This is a genomic window from Acinetobacter sp., assembly GCF_036666595.1.
GTDB lineage: Bacteria > Pseudomonadota > Gammaproteobacteria > Pseudomonadales > Moraxellaceae > Acinetobacter.
This window is the reverse complement of the sequence record NZ_JAVWVO010000009.1, coordinates 49920-73212: the sequence shown is the minus strand read 5'-3', so window position 1 is coordinate 73212 and position 23293 is coordinate 49920. Positions and strand designations below refer to the sequence as shown.

Annotated in this window: 23 protein-coding genes and 1 pseudogene; 23 read left to right on the top strand and 1 reads right to left on the bottom strand. The window is 44.7% G+C overall.

Going from position 1 to position 23293, the window contains the following annotated elements:
* Positions 1-286: 286 nt before the first annotated feature.
* Positions 287-1681 (top strand): methylenetetrahydrofolate reductase C-terminal domain-containing protein, encoded by a 1395-nt coding sequence (locus tag RR876_RS12325; protein ID WP_332477711.1) that lies wholly within the window; start codon positions 287-289, stop codon positions 1679-1681.
* 2 nt (positions 1682-1683) lie between these two features.
* Here the strand turns inward: RR876_RS12325 and RR876_RS12320 are convergent, their stop codons facing one another.
* Entirely contained in the window at positions 1684-2349 is a 666-nt protein-coding gene (locus tag RR876_RS12320; RefSeq protein WP_159126969.1) for an epoxyqueuosine reductase QueH, read from the bottom strand.
* Positions 2350-2725: 376 nt separating this feature from the next.
* On the opposite strand from RR876_RS12320, the gene RR876_RS12315 reads away from it, so the two are divergent.
* The 22 genes and pseudogenes from RR876_RS12315 to RR876_RS12210 all read left to right on the top strand — a co-directional run.
* Positions 2726-2848, top strand: coding sequence for a hypothetical protein (locus tag RR876_RS12315; RefSeq protein ID WP_004684300.1), 123 nt, complete (start codon positions 2726-2728; stop codon positions 2846-2848).
* A 693-nt stretch (positions 2849-3541) separates the two neighbouring features.
* Complete coding sequence (locus RR876_RS12310; protein WP_004983930.1) at positions 3542-4459, top strand: LysR family transcriptional regulator; 918 nt, start codon at positions 3542-3544, stop codon at positions 4457-4459.
* A gap of 144 nt (positions 4460-4603) precedes the next feature.
* Entirely contained in the window at positions 4604-5224 is a 621-nt protein-coding gene (locus RR876_RS12305) for a beta-ketoacyl synthase chain length factor (protein ID WP_332477769.1), read from the top strand.
* The gene (locus tag RR876_RS12300) at positions 5218-6030 is read left to right on the top strand and encodes a lysophospholipid acyltransferase family protein (protein WP_332477712.1); all 813 of its coding nucleotides are present in this window, start codon (positions 5218-5220) and stop codon (positions 6028-6030) included. The genes RR876_RS12305 and RR876_RS12300 overlap by 7 nt, the downstream gene beginning before the upstream one ends.
* Positions 6014-6274, top strand: a complete 261-nt coding sequence (locus RR876_RS12295) for a phosphopantetheine-binding protein (protein WP_005012584.1) — start codon at positions 6014-6016, stop codon at positions 6272-6274. Before RR876_RS12300 ends, RR876_RS12295 begins: the two co-directional genes overlap by 17 nt.
* Positions 6275-6283: 9 nt before the next feature.
* Positions 6284-6532: an acyl carrier protein gene (locus tag RR876_RS12290; RefSeq protein ID WP_005012586.1), complete on the top strand. Its 249-nt coding sequence runs from the start codon at positions 6284-6286 to the stop codon at positions 6530-6532.
* Positions 6529-7083, top strand: coding sequence for a septation protein IspZ (locus tag RR876_RS12285; RefSeq protein ID WP_332477713.1), 555 nt, complete (start codon positions 6529-6531; stop codon positions 7081-7083). The genes RR876_RS12290 and RR876_RS12285 overlap by 4 nt, the downstream gene beginning before the upstream one ends.
* Positions 7084-7160: 77 nt before the next feature.
* Positions 7161-8822 carry an AMP-binding protein gene (locus RR876_RS12280; RefSeq protein ID WP_332477714.1) on the top strand — a complete coding sequence of 554 codons (1662 nt, stop codon included), beginning with the start codon at positions 7161-7163 and terminating at the stop codon, positions 8820-8822.
* A 14-nt stretch (positions 8823-8836) separates the two neighbouring features.
* Positions 8837-9571, top strand: coding sequence for a glycosyltransferase family 2 protein (locus tag RR876_RS12275; protein WP_332477715.1), 735 nt, complete (start codon positions 8837-8839; stop codon positions 9569-9571).
* A gap of 17 nt (positions 9572-9588) precedes the next feature.
* On the top strand, positions 9589-10503 hold the full coding sequence (locus RR876_RS12270; RefSeq protein WP_332477717.1) for an acyltransferase: 915 nt from the start codon (positions 9589-9591) through the stop codon (positions 10501-10503).
* A 5-nt stretch (positions 10504-10508) separates the two neighbouring features.
* Positions 10509-12041, top strand: coding sequence for an aromatic amino acid ammonia-lyase (locus tag RR876_RS12265; RefSeq protein WP_332481884.1), 1533 nt, complete (start codon positions 10509-10511; stop codon positions 12039-12041).
* Positions 12042-12050: 9 nt separating this feature from the next.
* Positions 12051-12470 (top strand): acyl-CoA thioesterase, encoded by a 420-nt coding sequence (locus RR876_RS12260; RefSeq protein WP_004684321.1) that lies wholly within the window; start codon positions 12051-12053, stop codon positions 12468-12470.
* Positions 12471-12531: 61 nt separating this feature from the next.
* Positions 12532-13119 carry an outer membrane lipoprotein carrier protein LolA gene (locus tag RR876_RS12255; protein WP_332477770.1) on the top strand — a complete coding sequence of 196 codons (588 nt, stop codon included), beginning with the start codon at positions 12532-12534 and terminating at the stop codon, positions 13117-13119.
* Entirely contained in the window at positions 13094-15418 is a 2325-nt protein-coding gene (locus RR876_RS12250; protein ID WP_332477720.1) for a hypothetical protein, read from the top strand. The genes RR876_RS12255 and RR876_RS12250 overlap by 26 nt, the downstream gene beginning before the upstream one ends.
* 18 nt (positions 15419-15436) lie before the next feature.
* Complete coding sequence (locus RR876_RS12245; RefSeq protein WP_332477721.1) at positions 15437-16738, top strand: NAD(P)/FAD-dependent oxidoreductase; 1302 nt, start codon at positions 15437-15439, stop codon at positions 16736-16738.
* Positions 16728-17285, top strand: a complete 558-nt coding sequence (locus tag RR876_RS12240) for a DUF3261 domain-containing protein (protein ID WP_332477722.1) — start codon at positions 16728-16730, stop codon at positions 17283-17285. The genes RR876_RS12245 and RR876_RS12240 overlap by 11 nt, the downstream gene beginning before the upstream one ends.
* A complete protein-coding gene (locus tag RR876_RS12235; protein ID WP_332477723.1) occupies positions 17278-18474 on the top strand; it encodes a beta-ketoacyl-[acyl-carrier-protein] synthase family protein in 1197 nt (398 codons plus the stop codon). Before RR876_RS12240 ends, RR876_RS12235 begins: the two co-directional genes overlap by 8 nt.
* Positions 18471-18908 carry a 3-hydroxylacyl-ACP dehydratase gene (locus tag RR876_RS12230; protein WP_332477724.1) on the top strand — a complete coding sequence of 146 codons (438 nt, stop codon included), beginning with the start codon at positions 18471-18473 and terminating at the stop codon, positions 18906-18908. Before RR876_RS12235 ends, RR876_RS12230 begins: the two co-directional genes overlap by 4 nt.
* Positions 18905-19630 carry a 3-ketoacyl-ACP reductase FabG2 gene (locus RR876_RS12225; protein WP_332477725.1) on the top strand — a complete coding sequence of 242 codons (726 nt, stop codon included), beginning with the start codon at positions 18905-18907 and terminating at the stop codon, positions 19628-19630. The genes RR876_RS12230 and RR876_RS12225 overlap by 4 nt, the downstream gene beginning before the upstream one ends.
* The gene (locus RR876_RS12220; protein WP_332477726.1) at positions 19630-20850 is read left to right on the top strand and encodes a beta-ketoacyl-ACP synthase; all 1221 of its coding nucleotides are present in this window, start codon (positions 19630-19632) and stop codon (positions 20848-20850) included. Before RR876_RS12225 ends, RR876_RS12220 begins: the two co-directional genes overlap by 1 nt.
* Before the next feature lie 18 nt (positions 20851-20868).
* Positions 20869-21303, top strand: coding sequence for a hypothetical protein (locus tag RR876_RS12215; RefSeq protein ID WP_004684337.1), 435 nt, complete (start codon positions 20869-20871; stop codon positions 21301-21303).
* Between the two features lie 1019 nt (positions 21304-22322).
* Positions 22323-23293: pseudogene (locus RR876_RS12210) on the top strand (hypothetical protein); the annotation flags it as partial.

Sequence of the window (23293 nt, the reverse complement as noted above, 5' to 3'; positions counted from 1 at the left end):
GATTAATCCGCTTAGTCAATGGATGATCTAGATAATTGTTGTGCTATAGGCGGCGTGTGGTTGAGCGCTCAAGTCGTTTTTTTTTGAATTTGACCCTCAGGTTCAGTTTTAGCGGGGGGCTGCAACTAATGAATCAGATCAAGGTGGATATTTGCGTTCACTCATCGGGTAGGGAGAGTCAAAAAATATTGAATATGCCGTAGCGAACAATCAGACGATTCGTCAACTATTTTTGATTTTTTGATATAATTCTTCTTTTTTAATCCTCTGGATTATTTCTCCTGTAATGTCCCTACTTGCTCAATATTTTGCACAGCAACAATTTTGCGTCTTGGTTGAATACTTAAGCGCATACCAAGCCCAGTGGTCTGTCAAAACTCAATTTGCAGGTTTTCCTGCTGCTATGACGCTGGCCGATCGGGTACATGCGGATGACGATGAAGCACCTTTACAAGTCGCCAAACAGTATCCACAAGAGATTGAAAAAGTCATTCACTTTTCGGGGAAGGCACGGGATATACAAGACTTTGAGCAGTTTTTGCAAGATGCAAAAATACAGGGTCAAAATAACTTGTTACTCTTAACGGGTGATAAATTAAAACAGCACCACCATAGCCACGACCTAGAGCCGCGGACACGTTATTTGGAGTCCGTGAATGCTGTTATGGAAGCCAAACGCCAAGGCGGTTTTCATATTGGTGTGGCGTTTAATCCGTTTAAATATGCTGAAGCGGAAAAAGAGGCGCAATATTTAAAACTGCATAAAAAAATGAAAGCAGGGGCCGATTATGTGATTACCCAATTGGGCTATGACATGACTGCTTTACAAGATGCACATGCATTTTTAGCGCAGCATCAGTATGCTCAGAAAATGTTAGCCTGTGTCATGCCACTGACCTTGCCACGGGCCAAGTTTATGCTGAAACATAAAGTGGCTGGCATTGTGATCACCCCGCATATGTTGCAGGTGTTGCAACAGGAAAAAGAACAAAGTTTAAGTGATCGCGTTTATGTGCGCTGCGCATTACAGATTCTAATGTGTCGACATTTGGGTTTTGTGGGGGTGCATTTATCGGCTTGCCATCAGCCTAAAGAACAAAGGTTGCTAGAAGGCTATATTGAAGCATATCGGCACTTGAGTTTTGCTGAGTGTGATCGACTTTGGAATACGCTTTGGCAGGTGCAAACTGGTACAGAGTTTCATCCGAAGCTGGCTTATTATTCACGGCCTGCGACCTCAAGTCAGATTATTAAGTACCAACATCTGCATTTGATGCATGATGCTTTATTTGAATCTAAACTGGCCAAAGGGGTGGGGCGGTTTATTTTTAATTTCAATGTTTGGGAGCGATCGCGTGCCAACCAAGCGTTAATGAAAACAGAGCATTTGAGTAAGCATGCGGTGGTGGGCTGCGAAAGTTGTGGTCAATGCCGTTTAGGTGAGACCCTGTATATTTGTCCTGAAACCTGTCCCAAAGGCTTGGCCAATGGGCCCTGTGGTGGAACCAGCTTAGACCGCTGTGAATTTGGTGACCGTGAATGTATTCATTCCGTCAAAGCACGCTTAGCCAAAGCCGTTGGACAAACCAAGATCTTAAAAGAAAAGCTAATTCCGACCGTGTCGATTGCGGTGCGTGGAACCAGCTCTTGGAAAAATTGGTATGTGGAGGCTGCGGGCTAAAATCAGCTGTCCTGATCCATGGCATTGGAATAGAACTTTTGTCCGAGTTTGATGCGTTCACGGCCTTGGCTCATGCGCCAGCGGTTGCTATCCCGCAGTGAATACACACAGCCGCAATACTCTTGTTGATAAAATTCTTCACGTTTGCTGATGTCCAGCATGCGTACCGCACCGCCATGTTTGCGCCAGTTATAGTCCCAGTAGTGAATGCCTGCATAATGTGAAGCAGAGCGGTGCCCGCACTCATTGATCTGTTGCATATTCTTCCAACGGGAAATACCGAGAGAGCTGCTGATCAGGCTAAAGCCATGTTCTGCTGCATATAAAGCCGTCCGTTCAAAACGCATATCAAAACACATAGTACAACGAATCCCTTTCTCTGGCTCATTTTCCATGCCTTTGGCACGTGCAAACCAGTTGTCTGTGTCGTAATCACAGTCAATAAATGGAATGTGATGTTTTTCTGCAAAGCGAATATTTTCTTCTTTGCGAATCAGATATTCCTTTACAGGGTGAATGTTGGGGTTATAGAAAAAGATAGAAAAATCGATACCTGATTCAATCAGGGTTTCCATGACTTCACCTGAGCAAGGTGCACAGCAGGAATGCAAGAGCAGTTTGTCATGACCTGTGGGGAGGGTAAGTTTCTGACGTTCGAGCTTCGACATATTGAATGATTTTTATCTATTTAAACCAGACAGTTTAAAACGTCTAATGCGCGGATCAACGGCGATTGGATGAAGAATTTTCAGGATGAGCTGATGAATTTTCATGATTAAAATCGACTTTGGTGGGTGATTAAGACCTGCTTTGAGCGCTGTAGATGAGTAGAGAGAGAACATTTGAGAGGCCCAAACTTGCATAATGGAGCGAGATTCGTCATCATTTACCCAAAGGGTGTTTAACAGTTGTGTTAGATAGGTATTCGTTGAAGGCGGGCCACTTCAACAGCATGAAAGAGAGTATCTAGCTGTGGTTCATTTTTTTACTACGCCTTCTAATAAGGAATTGGAGTGTCGTCATAACTTTCAGTATGAGACCGATATGCGTTTGATCCAACGCTGCAAATTCCTTGAAGATCAAGATGAGAAAAAAGCTATTCAACATCTTTTAAAAGAACGTGGTTATACCAAAGCTGAGATTTTAAAGCTCACGATTGATGGTTAAATTTAAGATTTAAAAAAGCTTCCTATCTTGGAAGCTTTTTTGTTTTTGTATGTTCTGTTTGGCATCTCATCATTTTGAGAGACAAGTGACTTTGATTCGATATTTATATAATGCTTCACGTGGAACATAAAAAAGCCCGAATAGGGCTGTAAGAAGTTTTACTCGCCCGTACTTTATGTTTTTTCAACGCTTTAGCCTGCTCAATTTGGATAAAAGATTAAAATCATCAGTTCTCAATATTTGAACTGAATTTAACTCAGGTACAAGAGCATGCTGCTTGCGGTCAAATGATTTCGCTATATCAAAGTAGGCATATCACGAGAATTCGGGGCATGGGTACGAGTTAAATAGGACCTCGGTCGGCTGGATTCGGTCGTTGTACCTCTTAAAAACTGAAGGAATCACGCTTCAACCTAGGAATGACCAAGAGATAGTCTTAAAATTCATCCACAGTTATAAAAGAAAGCCTTACTTCAGTTGGCGCTCATGTATGGATCATGAAGAGTGTGAATTTAAATACTTAAATTTTTTCATTCTCTGTAAATGGGGCGACTATTTTCGTTGCAGATCATAGAAGTTAAAATGAAATAAACTAATTAAAAGAAAATTAAGGTGAAAAAAAATAATCAAATATCGCTTTTATCGGTTAAGCTATGCCACATCCATCAAGATTAAAGAATTGGGCTGTGCCAGATGTTAGAACTCCGCCATTTAAAAACCTTAACCGCTTTAAGAGAGCATGGCTCATTGGTGGCTGCTGCAGGAGACCTATGCTTAACACCTTCAGCTTTATCACACCAGTTGCGTGAGTTAGACCAGTGGTTTGGGGTGGAGGTGGTGAACCGTCGTAGTCGGCCCGTTAGCTTTTCTAATGTGGGTCAGCGTTTATTAAAACTGGCTGATGAAGTATTGCCGCAGGTACAAATTGCACAAAGCGACATCACCCGTATTGTGCATGGTCAAACAGGACGCATTACTTTTTCCTCCGAGTGTCATAGCTGTTTCGATTGGTTAATGCCGTTGTTAAATCAATATCGCCAACAATATCCAGATGTTGATCTGGACTTTGCTTCAGGTTTTGAGGCCAATCCGCATGAGTTATTGCAGACGGGTGAGTTTGATTTATTGATTACGGCCGACCCGATTGCATTAAAAGGGGTGGAGTATTTCCCGATTTTTGAGTATGAATCGCGTTTGGTTTTATCCAATACCCATCCTTTGGTTCGTGCCAAAGACATTACCGTGCAAGAACTTGCTGAAGAAACCTTGGTGACCTATCCAGTGGATAAACACCGTTTAGATATTATGTCGCGTCTGTTTATTCCAGCCAATATTCTGCCGAAACAGATCCGTACCACCGACCTCACCCAAATGCTGATTCAGTTGGTGGCCAGTGGGCGTGGCATAGGGGCATTACCCGATTGGGTGGTGAACGAATATGAACAAAAGGGTTGGGTGACTTCGCGTCGTTTGGACTGCGTAGCGCCTGAAGGTTTACGTCGGACTCTCTATGCAGGCTATCGTACTGAGGAAAAAGAGAAAGATTATTTTGAAGGCTTTTTAAAACAATTGGATAAATTTGCCAAGAAAAGAACGCAATATTACCTCTAGTTGCTCTTGTTTTAAGGGGGAGGATCGGTGTTGCGGTACCCTCCTTTTTTGAACCCGTCAGCGCTTGTTATTTTTTGTGAAAAATGTGGCTCAGTGCTATAATTCCGCGCCTGATAATTTATCAACTTTTAAACACTGATCATGATGATGCAACTCCACGTATCCCGCTTGAATATGAGCTTGGTTGATCAAGAATTATCAGCTATAGAACACATTCCTGCGATGCAACGCCGACGCTTATCGCGCCTAGCAAAGTTGGCTTTGAATAGCGCAATACAGACTTTAGACATCCACAATGTCGATTATATTGTTTGGGTGTCGCAATATGGCGATGAAGCAAAAACACTAAATATTTTAGAAGATGTGTTAAGCGAGCAAACCCCTTCACCGACGCAGTTTTCAACGTCGGTCCATAATGCAATTTCAGGTTTATATTCCATTTTATGTCAGGATGCGACACCTGCGACCAGTTTGGCGGGCTCGTGGAATGATGGGCTGATTGAAGCCTATGCGTGGTTAAAAACAAGACCAGAAGCTCGTCAGGTTTTGCTGGTATATTATGATGAAGCCTTGCCGGGCATTTATATCGAGCATCAGTCATTTGCTGCTTTTGCGATGTCAGCGATGATTTCATTAGCACCTGCCAATTTGATGTTGACGCCAAAGCATACGGATGCAGCGCCAGCTTATCAGCAGGCTTTAGCATTTAACGCGTTTTGGACTAATGCTGAGCAAACTGAATCTGAAGCGTGGACGAAATGCTGAAATTAAATCGAATCAAGCAAAAAGCCAACTATGCATGGCGCGTTGGAGCGACAGGGTTTAGCTTTGCCAGCTTTGGCTTGGGCGGCGTGGCGATTGGTGGTTTGATTGCACCATTGGTCAAGCTGAGCTCATCAGACCTCGAAGTTCAAAAGCAGCGCACTCAAAAGGTGATTAAACACAGTTTTAAAGGTTTTACCGAAATGATGGTGAAACTGGGCATCATGACCTATACGGTTGAAGGCTTAGACAAACTACAGCACAGCCAGCAGGAGTTGGTGATTGCCAATCATCCGACACTGATTGACGTGGTGGTTTTAATTGGTTTAATGGAACAAGCAAACTGTGTGGTCAAGCAGGCGTTGTGGTCAAATCCATTTACCAAAGGCCCTGTACAAAGCGCAGGCTATATTTTAAATGCAGGTTCTGAACAATTTATTCAGGACTGTGTACACAAATTACAGCAAGATCACGCGGCATCTTTGTTGATCTTTCCTGAAGGGACACGGACAGCAAAAGGTGAGCAGCTGAATGACTTTCAGCGCGGTGCGGCCAATATTGCCCTGCGTGCTGGTGTGCCGATTCGCCCCGTGCTGATTAGCTGCACGCCATCAACCCTGACCAAAAATGAAAAGTGGTATCACATTCCAGAACAGCCTTTTCATATCCATGTAAAAGTGTTGGATGCGATCCGAGTGGAAGACGTATTGGATGATGTAACGGTCAATCCCAAAAATGTGCGTCAATTAAATCAACAATTACAGTGGTTTTTTAACCAAGAGTTATCCCTAAATGAGCAATCTTGCTGATGAATTAAAGCAAATGATTATTGATGTCCTCGCTCTTGAAGACATCCGTATTGAAGATATTGATACAGACGCACCTTTGTTTGGTGATGGTCTGGGTTTGGACTCGATTGATGCTTTAGAACTGGGTTTGGCATTGAAAAAGCGCTATGGCATTCATCTAAATGCAGAATCTGCAGAAACCAAAGAACATTTTAAATCAATTCAAAGCTTAGTGGCTTTGGTTGAAGCACAGAAAACAGCATAAGAGGTTGCTATGCTTGCACAAGAAACCGTGTTAGAAAAATTACGTGAGTGGATGGAAGAGCTGTTTGAAATTGCGCCTGAAGATGTGCAGTTAGAATCAAACCTAGCTTCAGACCTCGATGTCGACAGTATTGATGCCATTGATTTAGTTGTTAAAATTAAAGAACTGACAGGCAAACAAGTTAATCCTGAAGACTTTAAAAATGTGCGTACCGTTCAAGATGTGGTGGTCGTGATTCAGAATATGTCGGCTGCATGAACAACATTTTAAAAGGGATAGCAGGGGTCGGATTGATCCTCTATCCTTTTTTTGTGGCTTATGCTTTGGCGTATGGACAGTATGTCTGGGTCAGTGCGGTATTGATTGCACTGGGCGTCTTGCGTCTATTCAGCAAGGGTAATACTTTGCTGTGGCCATTGACAGGTTTTGCGATTTTATGTGGCGGGCTGAGTTTGATTTTAAAAGATCATGCATGGCTTAAACTTTATCCTGTCTTTATGAGTCTCGGGGCGCTGTTTATTTTTGCCAGCACCTTGATTCGACCGCCTTCGATGATTGAACGTTTTGCACGTTTGGCAGAACCCAATTTGCCCGAAGAAGGGGTAGAATGGACCCGTCAAGTCACCAAAGTTTGGTGTGGGTTTTTCTGCATCAATGCGATCATTGCCTTGATCACCGTTTTTTTCGCACCAATGAAGATTTGGGTGCTATATAACGGCTTGATCTCTTATGTCTTGATGGGTGGGTTGTTACTGGGTGAATTTGTGTTGCGCAAACGCCAGCAGCGACTGCATCAGGCACAGAAATAGCAGCGTTTCCGTCAGGGCAGCTGAAACAGGGCCTCGAACTATAGCGATTAGAAATACGGTTTTTAAAAACAAATTTTATGTCTTGTCATTTTCAACACCATCTCCATTCATCGCGTCCCTTGTGTATTCAGGCGGACTCAAGTTTCGTTTCCTTTCACACTTTTTGGTTGGATGTGGCTGAACAGGCTGCGCAAATTCAGCCGTTGGAACAGCCTGTATGGGCGCTTTGGCAAGAAGACAGTTATGAGTTTTTAGTATTGTTGTTTGCGGCGTTGCAAGCAGGTAAGCAAGTGCTGTTGCCACCGCATCGGGTCAGTGACTTAGAAAAAGAATTGGCTGAACAGCAGATTTATTTTTTAAAACGTTTGTCGTCAACAGTAACGCCAACCTTCGAGCTTCAATTTGATGCTGCTTTTTTCAATCAGGCTCAGCTGTACTTTTATACTTCGGGCTCAACTGGGCAGCCGAAAAAGATTCCGCGCAGCTTGCAACAGCTTTTCAATGAAGTTTGTGGTTTAGAAGCCAGTTTTGACTTGCCTGAGCAGGCGGTCGCGATTGCTACGGTGAGCCATCAACATATTTATGGTTTGTTGTTTAAGCTGTTGTGGCCCTTAGCCAGTGGGCGCAGTTTCTATCAAAAACAACTGGCTTTCCCTGAAGATGTGATTGATGTTCAAAAGAAAATTGCCCATCTGCAACTGCCCAATTATCTGATTTCCAGCCCCGCTTTGTTGAAGCGCTGGACTACAGATGTGGTGTTACATGATTGCCATCGGGTCTATTCCTCTGGCGGAAAGTTGGATGCAGGCGTACGACCTTTGCTGAACCGCCCGATTACCGAAGTGTTTGGCAGTTCTGAAACAGGCGGGATTGCCCACCGTCAGGCAGATGATGCACTATGGACACCCTTTGCCAATGTCGAAATTAACTGCGCCGAGCAGCAAGAGTTAGCCGTTAAAACCAACCATGCCTTTAGCGCGGATTGGATTTTGACCGGAGATAAAGTGCAGGTCGTGGGTGCAGACAATCCCAAAAGTCCATTCCAGTTATTGGGGCGTTTAGACCGCATTGTCAAACTTGAAGAAAAGCGTTTAAGTCTCGATGCGATTGAAGCGAAACTCGCTGAGTTGACTGAAATACAGCAGTGCCATGTCCTAATTCATGAAAAAGAACAGCGTCAGATTTTGGCGGTGGTGGCAGTGTTGACCGAGGATGCTCGGGGGCTGCTCACCGAAAAGGGCAAAGCGGCATTTACCGTACAGCTGAAAAAGCAATTACAGCAGAAGTTGGAAAGCATTGCGATTCCGCGGCAGTGGCGGTTCTTAACGCAAATGCCACAAAATGCACAATCGAAGCTGAATAAACAGTATTTAAAATCACTCTTTCAGCCGATGACCTTGCCTGTGGTATTGACGCAGCAGTCTCAGGATACGCAGATCAGTTATGCTTTAGAATTTATTCCAGAGTTGGAATGCTTTAAAGGCCATTTTCCGAACTTCCCGATTTATCCGGGTGTAGGACAAATAGGATTTATTCAGCATTTTGCCAAACAAAACTGGGCAGATTTACTGTGGTGTAACGGTTTTGAACAGTTAAAATTTCAGGGACTGATCCAGCCCTATCAAGCGGTGGAACTGGTGCTCAGCCGAAAAGCGCATAAGGTCAGTTTTGAGCTGAAAAATCATGACAAAATATTGGCATCCGGACGTTTGCTGTTTGCTGTCCCGTCAGACGTTTAAGCCGAGAGACTAAAATGAAACACTGCTTTGTGATTCCTGTGTATAACCATCCGCATTATTTGGCTGCGTTATTGTCACATTTAAGCTCTTTTGAGTTACCGATTATTATGGTGAACGATGGCAGTGATGCTGCTTGTACGGCAGTGTTACATCAGCTCGCGCATGACTACCCAAGGGTCGATTTGGTTGAACATACTTATAATCAGGGTAAAGGGCAGGCGGTGATCACGGGTCTCAAGCATGCTTTTCAATGTGGTTATAGTCATGCCTTGCAATTGGATGCCGATGGACAACATGACTGGCAGGATGTGCAACGCTTTTTAGACACCTCTATCCAGCACCCCGATGCCATGATTATTGGTCAGCCGATCTTTGATGCGACTGTTCCAAAAAAACGTCTCTATGGCCGTTATGCAACGCATATTTGGGTGTGGATTAACAGCCTGTCTTTTGACATTAAGGACAGCATGTGTGGCTTTCGCGTTTATCCTTTGGCGCAGACGGTAAACATTTTAAATACAGCAAAGTTTCAACCGCGGATGGGCTTTGACTCGGAAATTTTGGTGCGTTTGAAATGGGACAATGTACCGTTTATCAATCTGCCCACGCATGTAGTTTACCCTGAAGGCGGCATTTCACATTTTGATGTTTGGCGGGATAATCTGGGCATGGCGCGCGCGCATAGCCGCTTATTGGGTGGCATGCTGCTGCGGTTCCCCAAACTGATTTATCAGAAAGTCAAAGGCTAAGGCGGTCAGAGAAGCATATGCAGAAATGGAGCGCCGTGAAAGAGCGGGGCGGGATGTTACCGCTGATGCTGATGCTGGGTTTCTACCGTTTGGGTGGGCGCTGGCTGTGCCGAGTCATCTTATACTTTGTGATTTTATGGTATTGGCTCTTTTCCAATACCGCGCGTCAAGCTTCGTTGTTGTACTTAAAAAAACTGCATCATTTTGCAGGTGCGCAGTCGCCGTTTCAGGCTGAGCCACAGCTTTGGCACAGCTATACGCATTTGATGCAATTTGGCGAATGTATTTTAGATAAAATTGAAGGTTGGCTTGGGCATATTCCTGAGCAGAACTTAAAGCTACATGGTCATGCACACTTTCGTTCGCACTATCAAAAAGGTGCGGTCATTGTGGTGTCACACTTTGGCAATATTGAATTGCTACGCGCCGTCAAAGCAGAGCATTCGCAGAAAATTAATGTGTTGGTCTATCAAAAACATGCCACCAAATTCAATGAATTTTTAAAAAAACTGAATGAACATGCCGATGTTAATTTGGTTTCGGTGGATGAGCTGGGAATCGAAACAGCACTGATTTTGCAGGATAAGTTGGATCAAGGTGAATGGGTGATTGTGGCGGCAGACCGCGTACCCGTGCAGTCGGATCGGGTACAATCAGTTGCGTTTTTAGGCGAGCAAGCGCTGTGGCCGCAGGGCGCTTGGATCTTGGCCAGTTTATTGAAAGCTCCTGTGCTGGCAGTGTTTTGCTATCGAGTTGATAGACATTTTGAAGTGCATATTCACCAAGTAGCTGAGCAGTTAAATTGGCCGCGTAAAGAGCGTTTACCGGCCATGCAACAGACCACACGACAGTATGTGGAACTGTTGGAACAGCATTGTATACGTGCGCCTTATCAATGGTTTAATTTTTATAATTTTTGGAATAAAGGATAAGTCTTGTGTTAATTGTTGGGGAAACTCCGCTCAGTATTGAAGATGTTGTGGCTGTAGCGCGTAAAGAAAAACAGGTGGCATTGCCTGCCTCTGCTGAATGGACAGCATTGATTCAACGCGGCGCAGATTTCCTCGATCAGCTGTTGCAAGACGAAGGCGTTATTTATGGCGTGACTACGGGTTATGGTGACTCGTGCTTGGTTGAAATTCCAGCCCACCAAGTGCATGAGCTGCCGCTGCATTTGTCGCGTTTTCATGGCTGCGGCATGGGGCAAAACTTAGACTTAATTACCGCACGTGCTGTTGTGGTGGTGCGTTTATGTTCTTTGGCGCGCGGTTATTCGGGTGTCTCGCATGCCTTGTTACAGCGTTTGGTCTGGATGTTGAATGAAGATGTGATTCCTGTGATTCCCTCAGAAGGTTCGGTGGGTGCCAGTGGGGATCTGACGCCTTTGTCTTATATCGCTGGGGCCTTGGTCGGTGAGCGCGATGTGTACTATCAAGGCCAAATCGTGCCGATTGCACAAGTATATGACGAAAAAGGTTTGCAGCCTTTGGTGATGCGTCCTAAAGAAGGCTTAGCCCTGATGAATGGTACAGCGGTCATGACCGCGATTGCTTGCCTAAACTATAAAAAAGCAGAACAGATTTCTTTTGCCAGCACTTTGATTACCGCATTGAATGTTTTGGCATTAGAGGGCAATCCAAGCCATTTTGATGAAGTGCTGTTTGCACAAAAACCACATCCGGGACAGCAAAATATTGCAGCTCAGTTACGTGACTGGTTAAACAGTGAAGTACAAACTGAACACCAAAGTTCACGCTTGCAAGACCGTTATTCACTACGCTGTGCACCACATGTGATCGGGGTATTTGAAGACTCTAAACTGTGGCTGCGTCAGTTTATTGAAAATGAGCTGAACTCAAGTAATGACAACCCATTGATTGACCCAGTCAATCTGCGGGTATTGCATGGTGGACATTTCTATGGCGGACATATTGCCCAAGCCATGGACAGCCTGAAAATTATGATCGCGAATATTGCTGACTTGATGGATCGTCAGTTGGCGCAGTTGGTGGACTATAAAATGAACAACGGCTTGCCACGTAATTTAACCGGCTCAAGTCCTGAGCGTTTACCGCTGAATCATGGCTTTAAAGCGGTGCAAATCGGGGTTTCGGCATGGACAGCAGAAGCGTTGAAACAGACGCTCGCTGCGTCAATTTTCTCACGCTCAACCGAATGTCATAATCAAGACAAAGTCAGCATGGGCACCATTGCTGCGCGTGATGCCAGTCGTGTCATTACTCTGACCGAACAAGTGGTTGCGGCACTTAGCTGTGCAGCAGTTCAGGCGGTTAAACTCAAAGGTGTAGATACAGAACTCAGCCCTGTTTTAACAGCATTTCAACACTGGGTGCTTCAGAGCTTCACCTATGTAGAGGAAGATCGTCCTTTGCAACAAGAGCTTCAAGCATTGGTTCATCGCTTTGAGCAGTTAGAACTGTTAGACAGCATTGCTGTTCAATATTCATAGGAAATGAGCATGCATGCTGATGTAATCATTGAAGTGCCTTTTCATGATGTCGACACCATGAATGTGGTGTGGCACGGGCATTATTTAAAATATTTTGAAATTGCGCGTTGCAAACTGCTAGATCAATTTCACTATAACTATAACCAAATGCGTGACTCGGGCTATGCATGGCCGGTGATTGAAAGTCATGTGCGTTATGTACAAGGCATCGAGTTTGAGCAAAAAATTCGCGTGCGTGCCATTTTAAAAGAATGGGAAAACCGCCTGAAAATTGAATATCTGATTTTCGATGCAGTTTCGGGCAGAAAGCTGACCAAGGGCTATACCTCGCAAGTGGCGGTGCACATTGAAAAACGTGAAATGTGCTTCCAGTCACCACAGGTGTTGCTGGACTGTTTAAATGCATGGCCTGAGTTTAAGGCGGAGTAATGCAAGCATGATTCGATACAAATTTTCTAAGGCGATTGTCGTTGCCTGTACAGCCAGTGTGATGACTTTGCTTGCTCCCGCAGTGAATGCACAAAATACTGAATTGAAGCAGGTGTTTGCCCAGCTCGGTGCAACGCCTGTGGTGCGTGCCCAATTTGAGCAGCAGAAAAAACTGGCCGCTTTGAATAAAACCTATGTGTCCAAAGGCACGGTGCTGTTCAGCAAAAACCAGGGGGTGCTATGGCAGATTCAAAGTCCAGTCAAAGCCGATTTGGTGGTGACACCGCGTAAGTTGGTACAAAAGACACAGCGTACTAGCAGTCAAATTGAAGTCGATAAGACTCCTTATGGCTCTGTAGCGACGATGTTTTTACAGTTAATGTCGGGCAATGAAGCGGCACTCGCTAAAAACTTTAATGTGGTATCTGCCAACTACAGCCCGGCGCAGTGGAACGTCAGCTTGACGCCGAAAAGCAGTCTATTTAAAAAGCTTTTTGTCCAAGTCGATGCACAAGGTCAGCGTTATGTGGACCGTATCACGATTTTGGAACAAGCCAATAACCGCACCATCATTCGTTTTAGCCAGCAAACGGCTCAACCTCAAACTTTAACGGCTGCGGAAAATGCGCTTTTCCAATTGGCAAAATAAGTTTAGCGCCCTGTGGCTGTTGGTGCTGTGTGTCATTGCTTTGGCACTGGGCGCGGCTTGGCTGAATAAAGGCATTAAGATTGAGACCAATATTTTTGCTTTGCTGCCTGAGGCACATCAAGATGCTCATCTAGAACAAGCACAGCAATATGTGAGTCAGCAGTTAAATGACAAAGTTTTTGTGGTGTTGGATGCCAAAACGGATCAGCAACTCGAACAGGCAACGCAAGTACTCAAAACCCAAGCGGACCAAAGTCAGCTGTTTTTACCTGTTCGTCCACAGCTTGATCCTGATCAATTTGCCCAAGCGCTGTATCAGCACAAGGCGGGGTTATTATCCAAGACAGATCAGCAGATTTTGCGGGAGCAGGATGATGCCGCACTGACAGAGCAGGGCTTATTGCAACTGATGAGTCCCGGCATGCCGATCACGGCTGAAATGCTCAAGCAAGATCCCTTGCTGCTGTTCCCGCGTTATGCAGTGGGTTTAAGCGCTTTACAAAGCAATGCCGATATCAATTTAGAGCAGGGCTTTGCTACGATTCGTGATGAGCAGGGTATCTCGCGCCTGATGGTGCTTCAGCTCAATAACAGCCCTTATAATATTGCCTACCAAGAGCAGACCGCTGCGTTTATCCAAAATATCAATCAGCAACTCAACCAGTTGCAAGTTAAACCGCACTGGACAGGTACGCTGCTGTTTGCACAGTTCGGCACTAACTCTGCCAAAGAGGAAATTTCCACCATTGGCGTGGGTTCGACTATCGGGATTTTGCTTCTGGTCTGGTTTGGTTTCCGTTCGATACGACCCATGCTGACGGAAATGGTTGCGGTGGGCACAGGTAGTCTGGTGGCCTTTGCGGTAACATATTGGATTTTTAGTGAAATTCACCTGATGACACTGGTTTTTGGCGCCAGTCTGATTGGGGTCTGTGTCGATTTTTCATTTTACTTTATGGCCATGCAGTCTCAGCACCGACAGGTGGATGGATTTTCTGTTTTAAAACCATTATTGCCGAGTTTATTTGTGGGGTTGATGACCACGCTATTGGCCTATGTGGTGCTGAGTTTTACCCCATTTCCGGGTTTTAAACAAATTGCAGTCTTTTCCATGGTTGGACTGAGTGCCGCATGGGTGACCAGTATTTTACTGCTGCCACGTTTGCCTGCGCTGAATGCGGAACCTGCGATACGTGCACTGGGCTTTATTGGCAAAGCACGCAGTTATGTGCAGAGCCGCAACACGCTGCGTTATGGCATGATTTCACTGATTCTACTGCTGACAGGCAGCAGCCTCGCCTTGCTGAAAAGCAATGATGATATCCGCAATTTACAAAGTATGGATGTCACCTTAAAGCAGGAAGATCAATATATTCGTTCGCGTTTTATGCAACAGCAAAGCAGCGAATATTTTGTGGTACAGGGCCGAACACCCGCAGAATTAGAGCAGCATGAACAGCAACTACTGGCAAAACTTGCGCCCTTACAGCAGGCTGGAAAGTTAGATGCTGTACAAGCTTTAGGGCAGTGGATTCCATCGCTTGAGCAGCAAAAACACAATATTGCGATGTTACAGGCGATTCCTCAGCCCGCTTTAGTGGAATATGCACAGGCGTTACAGCTCAATGTAGCGGATGTTTTAAACTGGCAAGCGCATTTAAAAGACCAACCGTTGCTGACCGAAGCCGTCTTTAAAGATCATCCCCTGCATTTTTTGCAGATGAGTCCGACGCAACGTTTGGTGATGCTGCAAAATGTGCATGATGTCAAAGCCGTGCAACAGCTTGAAAATGCGGATGTACAACTGTTACGTCCAGTTCATCAACTGTCTGAATTGTTTAAACAGCATCGTGTGCAGGCACAGTGGCTATTAGTTAGCGCTTTGATGATTTTAGCCATTGGCTTAGGAGCACTTTATGGCAAAAAATCCATTCTGCCTTTGGTGTTGCCTGTCAGCATGGCTTTAATGACAACTTTTGCGATTCAAGCCTGGCTGGGGGTCGAGATTAATTTATTCAGCATTATGGGTACCTTCTTGATCATTGGGATAGGGGTGGACTATGCGATTTTCTACCGCCACGGACACGATCATCCACAGGTGGTGGGTATGGCTCTGTTCCTGTGCATGATGTCGACTTTCTTTAGTTTTGGCTTGCTGTCTTTCAGTCATACCTACGCCATTCACAGTTTCGGTTTAACGGTTTTACTGGGCGTTATTTTTTCATTTATTTATGCCACGCTTTTTACCTCTTCCGATGTAAAACATGTAGTGGTTCAACAATATCAGCCAAAGAGCTGAGTCAAAGGGTACAGTGCAATGAGCACCATGCAACAAACAGATGTTTTAATTATTGGGGCGGGACCATCAGGTAGTTCAGCCGCAGCTTTGCTGCGCCAAAAAGGCTATCAGGTCACGGTCATCGAAAAGCAATATTTTCCGCGTTTTTCCATCGGTGAGTCTTTATTGCCACAGTGTATGGTGTTTTTAGAAGAAGCGGGTTTGTTGGAGACAGTGCGTGCGCATGCCGACGAATATGCCTTTCAGTTTAAAAATGGTGCGTCCTTTTTAAGAGGCTCACAGCGCAGTTTTTATGACTTTACCCAAAAGTTTAGTGAAGGCCCGGGGACCACATGGCAGGTACGACGTGCCAACTTTGACCAGCTTTTGGCACAACAAGCTGAAAAAATGGGGGTAGATATCCGTTTTGGTCATGAAGTCTTGGCGGTCGATGTCGCATCCTTACAGCCGATTTTGACGGTCAAAGATGCGCAAGGCAACAACTACCAAATTCAAGGCAAATTCCTCTTAGATGCCAGCGGTTTTGGCCGCATTTTGCCAAAGTTTCTTGACTTAGAAAGTCCGTCGGACTTTCCCGTGCGCCGTGCAGTCTTTACCCATATTGAAGATGGTTTGTTGAATGACCCTGAGTTTGACCGTGAGAAAATCTTAATTACCGTGCATGAAAAAGACCACCGTGCATGGTATTGGCTGATTCCCTTTGCCGATGGGCGCTCTTCATTTGGCATCGTGGCGGAGCAAGATTTCTTTGAAAAATACGGGTATGACGGCAGTGCGGACTATGACTTAGAAGCTTTACAGAAGCGTATTTTGGCTGATGATGCCAGTTTGTCGCATGTACTGCGTCATGCTAAACATGACACTCCTGTACGTACTTTGGTGGGCTACTCTGCCGATGTGAAACATTTGGCATCTGGAAACTATGCACTACTCGGCAATGCAGGCGAGTTCCTCGATCCTGTCTTTTCTTCGGGGGTAACCATTGCCTTAAAATCTTCCAGTCTAGCGGTACCATTGGTCGAGCAAGTGCTGCAAGGTCAGGCGGTCGACTGGATGGAGCAATATGAAAAGCCACTGCGTAAAGGCATTCAAGTGTTCCGTGCCTATGTTGAGTCATGGTATTCGGGTGAATTTCAGGATGTGGTGTTTTCAAAGAATCAAGATGAAAAAATCCGCCGTATGATTGCTTCTTTACTGGCAGGTTATGCATGGGATACGAGCAACCCGATTCATCGTAATGCCAAGCAACGCTTAAGTACTTTGGCCGAATATTGCCGAGAAGAACAACCCAAAAAAGAGTCGCTGACTGATGAAACTTAAGCTGCGCTTGAAAACTGTCAGTTGGGTTTTAGCCAGTGCTCTGCTCTGTAGTGCCTGCCAAAGCTGGGTCCCCAAAGCGCAGGGACTCGCGACCCCGCAGTGGGCTGCGCAAAATTACCAGCGCCAAGACCAAATTGAAGTGCAGTGGAAAACCCAGAGTTTCAGCTTTTTACTGTACCAGCAGCAGCGGGGACAGTCGCTTGAGATGTTGGCACTTAGCCTTACAGGGCAGCTGTTGTTTAAGCTGAGTTTTGATGGTCAAAAGGTAGACGTTGAACAGCGGATTGAGCCGATGAAACTGTTGCCTTTTGATTATGTGGTACGCGATATTCTGTATGCGACCTATCCGAATTTTGCTGCGTTACATGCTGCTCAAAATGCGGTCGTACAGAAAGCCGATACCATTTATATACAGCAGCAGCCCGTGTTGAAAATTCAGCAAAATGAGGGCGCAATTGAGCTGGATAATCTGCAAGTGCCTTATCAGATGGTGATCAGTGCGGTGAGTAATACTTTAGAAGATGATCAAGGCGACCATCATGACTAAAAATCTACAGCATGTTTCAGCTGTCGGCATTCAGTTCAGTGCGGCGCTGTCGGCTTTGGGACAAAATGCCGCTGAGCTTCAACATGCCTTAACAAACACCGAAAATACCCTGTCGCAACGAGAGGATCTGATCGCGGGGCGTTTGGTCTGGGTCGGGGCATTTGATCAAGCCTTGCTCCAAACAGCGCCTGAAAGCTTGAGCGGTGCAGACTCACGAAATTTACGCTTTGCCCTAACGGCTTTGACACACATTGAAACTGAGATTCGTGCCTATACTGCACAGTTTCCTAAACAACGCCTTGCGGTGATTATTGGCACGTCAACCTCAGGCATTGCGGATAATGAGCCTGTCTTGAAAGCACAGTTTCAACAGTCAGTACCGCAGTCCGTACAGCATCAAAAACAAGAAATGGGCAGTTTAGCCAAAGCCTTACAACAGTACTTGGGTTGGGAAGGGCTTGCCTATACTATTTCTACTGCCTGTTCCTCTGCGGCTAAAGCGATGGCTGCGGGGCAACGTCTGTTGAATGCTGGTTTGGCCGATGCGGTCTTAGTTGGTGGAGTCGACACTCTATGCAAGCTGACCTTAAATGGTTTTGACAGTTTGGAAAGTTTATCGAGCAGTATTTGTCAGCCTTGTGGTGCTAATCGTGACGGCATCAATATTGGTGAAGCCGCAGGGCTATTTTTATTGTCCAAAGCACCAGCACCTGTAATGTTGCTATCGAGTGGTGAGTCAATGGATGCATGGCATATTTCAGCGCCGCATCCAGAAGGGCGAGGGGCGGCGGAGGCGATGCAAAAAGCGTTAGATGCTGCGCAGCTTCGAGCAAGCGATATCGGATATTTAAATTTGCATGGCACTTCTACGCCGCAAAATGATGCGATGGAGATTAAGGCAGTACAGACCGTTTTCTCAGATGCAACTGTGGCATTGAGTAGCACCAAACATAAAACGGGACACTGTCTGGGGGCAGCGGGTGCAATCGAAGCCTTTATTTGCCAGCAGGTTTTATTGGATCAATCTTGGTTACCGTTGCATCATGCAGGTGAATTGGACGGTGCTTTGACTGGGCAAAATTATGTGTTTGCTCCGAATTTGACTACATCGATTCGCTATGCGATGAGTAATTCTTTTGCTTTTGGCGGCAGCAATATCAGTTTAATTTTCGGGACGGCTTTGCCATGATGGATGCAGTACAGTTTATTCCGCATGCGAAACCGATGGTTTTCGTGAGCCATTTGATTGAAGCCAATGATGAGTTTGCCATTGCAGAACTTAACATTACACCTGATTTGATGTTTTATGAGCCAGAAGGCTTGCCTACATGGAGCAGCATTGAGCTGATGGCGCAGACCATCAGCGTCTATGCAGGCTATAAAGGACAAGCTCAGGGCTTACCACCAAAAATTGGCTTTTTATTGGGAACGCGTAAAATGCAGTTACCTTGTGCCTATTTTAGTTTGGGCACAACCGTGCAGATTCGAGTCGAACAAAGTTATCTGCACGAAGGTTTGGGGCAGTTTAATTGTGAAATTGAATATCAAGAACATCGGTTCAGCGCCATGTTGAGCGTATTTGAGCCTGAAAATATGAATGAAATCATTGGGAAATTAGTGTGAGCAGAAGAATTTTAGTCACGGGTTCGAGTCGTGGAATAGGTAAAGCGATTGCTTTGGAGTTGGCAAAGGCAGGCTTTGATGTCACGGTACATGCCCGTTCAAGACAGTCTGAGGCCGAAGCAGTGGCTCAGGATATTCAAGCGCTTGGGCAGGCCAGCCATGTGCTGATGTTCGATGTGAATGAGCGTGAAAAGATTGCTGCCATTTTAGAGCAAGATATGGCACAGCATGGCGCTTTTTATGGTGCGGTGTTGAATGCAGGACTAACCCGTGATGGTGCCTTCCCCGCACTAACCGATGAAGACTGGGATGATGTGGTCTCGACTTCTCTGAACGGTTTTTATAATGTACTGAAACCTTTGATGATGCCGATGATCCGCTTGAAAAAGGGTGGACGTATTGTGACCTTGTCTTCAGTCTCTGGAATCATGGGTAACCGTGGTCAGGTGAACTATAGTGCTGCTAAAGCAGGCTTAATTGGCGCGACCAAAGCATTGGCACTGGAATTGGCCAAACGCAAAATTACGGTGAACTGTGTGGCTCCGGGCTTGATTGAAACTGAAATGGTCACGGAAGAAGTTAAAGAACACGCCTTGAAAATGATCCCGATGCAGCGCATGGGGCAGGTGGAAGAAGTCGCAAAAGCGGTGAAGTTTTTATGTAGTGATGATGCCAGTTATATTACCCGCCAAGTGATTTCAGTCAATGGAGGCCTAATCTAATGAAACGTGTTGTTGTGACAGGCATGTCAGGGATTACCTCTTTGGGGGAAACCGCAGAACAAATTTTTGAGCAATTTGCACTAGGCAAAAGCGGCATTCGCTATATGCCCGACTGGGAAATTTATCCTGATTTACGCAGTAAATTGGCTGGTCCTGTTGAGTCCTTTACCGTACCGAAGCATTTTAACCGCAAAGTGACTCGTGGCATGGGACGTGTTGCCTTAATGTCTGCTGTATGTGCTGAAAAAGCATTGGAAGACGCGGGTTTACTGCATGCTGATATCTTAAAAAGTGGCGATGCAGGTGTGGCCTTTGGTTCCTCTGCGGGCAGTGTGGATGCGGTACGTGAGTTTGGCGCGATGTTGATTCAGCACAATATGAGTCAACTGAATGCCACGACCTACATTCGTATGATGTCACATACCAGTGCGGTCAATATGACGGTATATTTTGGCCTAAAAGGTTTAACGCTGCCGACTTCAAGTGCCTGTACTTCAGGTTCCATGGCGATTGGTCAGGCTTATGAAGCGATCAAATATGGCAAACAAACTGTGATGATTGCAGGTGGGGCAGAAGAGCTCAGTGCTGCCGGTTCAGCCGTGTTTGATGTGTTGTTAGCAACCAGTGTGCAAAATGACCATCCAGAGACAACCCCGCGTCCGTTTGATGCAAATCGGGATGGTTTGGTGGTGGGTGAGGGCGCAGGTTGTTTGATTTTAGAAGAATATGAACATGCTCAAGCGCGCGGGGCGACCATTTATGCCGAGATCGTTGGTTATGGCAGCAATACCGATGGTCAGCATGTTACTCGACCTGATTCTGAAATGATGGGGCGCTGCATGCAGCTGGCACTGACAGACGCACAGCTCACTGCCGCGGATATTGATTATGTCAATGCACACGGTACCTCAACCGATCAGGGGGATATTGCCGAATCACAAGCGACCGCGCGGATCTTGGGTAAAAAACCGATCAGCTCATTAAAAAGTTATTTTGGGCATACGCTCGGGGCGTGTGGAGCTATTGAAGCGTGGCTGAGCATTGAAATGATGCGACGTAATCAGTTGGTGCCTACGCTGAATTTAGATCAGATTGACAGTGCTTGTGGTGATCTGGATTATATTGTTTCAGATATGCGTTCAGCAGAAACGCAAATGATGATGAGCAACAATTTTGCTTTTGGGGGGATTAATACCTCCTTGATTTTTAAACGTGTCTAATAAGATAAGGGTAGAACCATGTTATTCAAAAAAATCTGTGCAGTCGCTGTGTTGTCTTTAGGTGCGATTGCATCAGCTCAGGCTGCCGATAAAATGTATGATTTTAAGTTTCAAGAAGCAGTGAATCGTGCAGTTGCAGATGGTGTGTTAGATGGCTCGGTAAAATTTTATTTGGCAGGTACCAAGTCGGGCGGCAAGGTGATTGAAAAGGGCTTAGTGACCAATAAAAAGACCAACGGTTTTGCTAAATCTGCGGAAAGTTCATGTGATCATGTACTTCGTTCAGCATTGATTCAATTCCAAAATACCGCCAAAGCCAATGGTGCAAATGCTGTGACCAATCTTGTGAGTTTCTATAAGTCGAATGAAACACGGAGTACGACGACTTACCAATGCGCGAAAGGTACGGCACTCGCAGGTGTGGCGTTGAAAGGTGACTTAGTGAAGTTTTAATTTTCAATGATTTAAATAGCTTGCTTCAATGCACAATTGAACACAAGCCATTTTTAGCATTCGATCCGTATCTAAATCTAATATTTAACGAACAATAGATACTGGGATATTTCAGGGTCGCAAAGTCATTTGCGGGCCTGAAATATTTTATCGCTCTTGATTTATCCCTTGTAAAAACTGGCTAACCCATTAGATCTTCTGCTATGTAAAATAGATGAAAATTATTGAGATGGTCTCATGTATGGAATTTCTAAACATTAACTTTTTCCTCAGTAACGAGACACAATTTATGAGTGAAAAATCAAATTTTTATCACTATTTTTGGTGAGAACGATATTGATTGAGGTAGAAAACCAACCTTTTTAGTTGACTTTACATAAAATAACAAAAAGCTAAAAATAAGATTATAAATAGAAACTTAAAAAAATATAATTCACAGAACAAAAAAACCTCTATTTTTGATTAAAAAAATGCCAACGAATAGAGCTTTTAATGTGATTTTTGAATATTGATTCTCATGTTTAAAAAGATAAATATTGTGATTAATAAATTTTAGCAAGTCCACTTTAACTATTTTATGTAGATATTTTAAACAATTTTTGAATCCCCATTTTTTGGGATTTTCATATAAGACAGATGTATTTTATTAAAAAAATTCAATGTTAAGATAATTAAAAATATAAAACTTAGAAACTAAACCGAATAGTCAATTGGTTTATACAAATGACCAATTATCAATTTCTACTACCTGACACATTTCATTTAGTGACTCAGTTTACAGCTTCAAAATACTTAAAAAAGAAACTAGCAAAAAGGATGTACTCATGGATCAGAAAGTTACGTTAATTGATAAAAAGTCTCACCAAGGCATCGAGGTAAATGCATCAGACAAAATACAATTGTCAGCGCAGAGCCCCTCGGTCGTTCAACTTAAAATCTCTTCAGAAGATATTAAAGAATATAGAAAGGAAGGTAACAATCTTGTTGTTGTCTTAAAGAGTGGTGAATTAATAACAATAATGGGCTTTTTTGATGCAGATAATAGCCTTGTCTTGCAAGATGATATTAATCATAAATTACTCTGGGTTGAGTTTAGCTCTAATGGTGAAGCATTAAGTGCGACCTATGCAGAACTCAATGATGTAGGGCCTCTATTATATGGTGAGAGTGATGCTACTTCTCCATGGGCTTGGGCAGCAGTTCCATTGGTCGCAGGCGGCATTTTAGCTTGGGCAGGGCATGATTCAGGAAATGATTCTGAGAATGGGACAGGCGAAACGAATGAAGGACCAAGTGCACCAGAATCAGTGGTGATTGGGAATGGTGACGAATGGATTACAGCAGATGAAATTGACGCAGACGGCAAAGTCGACGTTACGATTGACTTACCCGCAGATGCAGTCGCTGGTGACAGTGTTATCGTCAACGGTGAAGAAACAGTATTGACGGCTGACGACATTGCTGCAGGTGAAATCATCGTTAAAGTGGATGCGCCGAATGAAGGCGAAACTTTAGAAGTTGATGTGATTATCAAAGATAAGGACGGTAATGAGTCGGATCCGACTCAAGCTGAAGCAACTGTGGATACTACAGCTCCCTCAGCACCTGATTCGGTCATCATTGGTAATGGCGATGAGTGGATCTCCGCAGATGAAATTGATGCAGACGGCAAAGTCGACGTTAAGATTGACTTGCCTGTAGATGCAATCGCTGGTGACAGTGTTATCGTCAACGGTGAAGAAACAGTATTGACGGCTGATGACATTGCTGCAGGTGAAATCATCGTTAAAGTGGATGCGCCGAATGAAGGTGAAACTTTAGAAGTTGAAGTAAGTATTAAAGATGCAGCGGGTAATGAATCTGACGAGGTTACGGCGGAAGCCGCGGTGGATAGTGTACTACCTGCCGTCGAGATAGAAGAGGTTACTCCGATCGACAGTGATAACCCAGCGGATGGGGTTGCGGATCAAGTACTGATTACAGGGACATC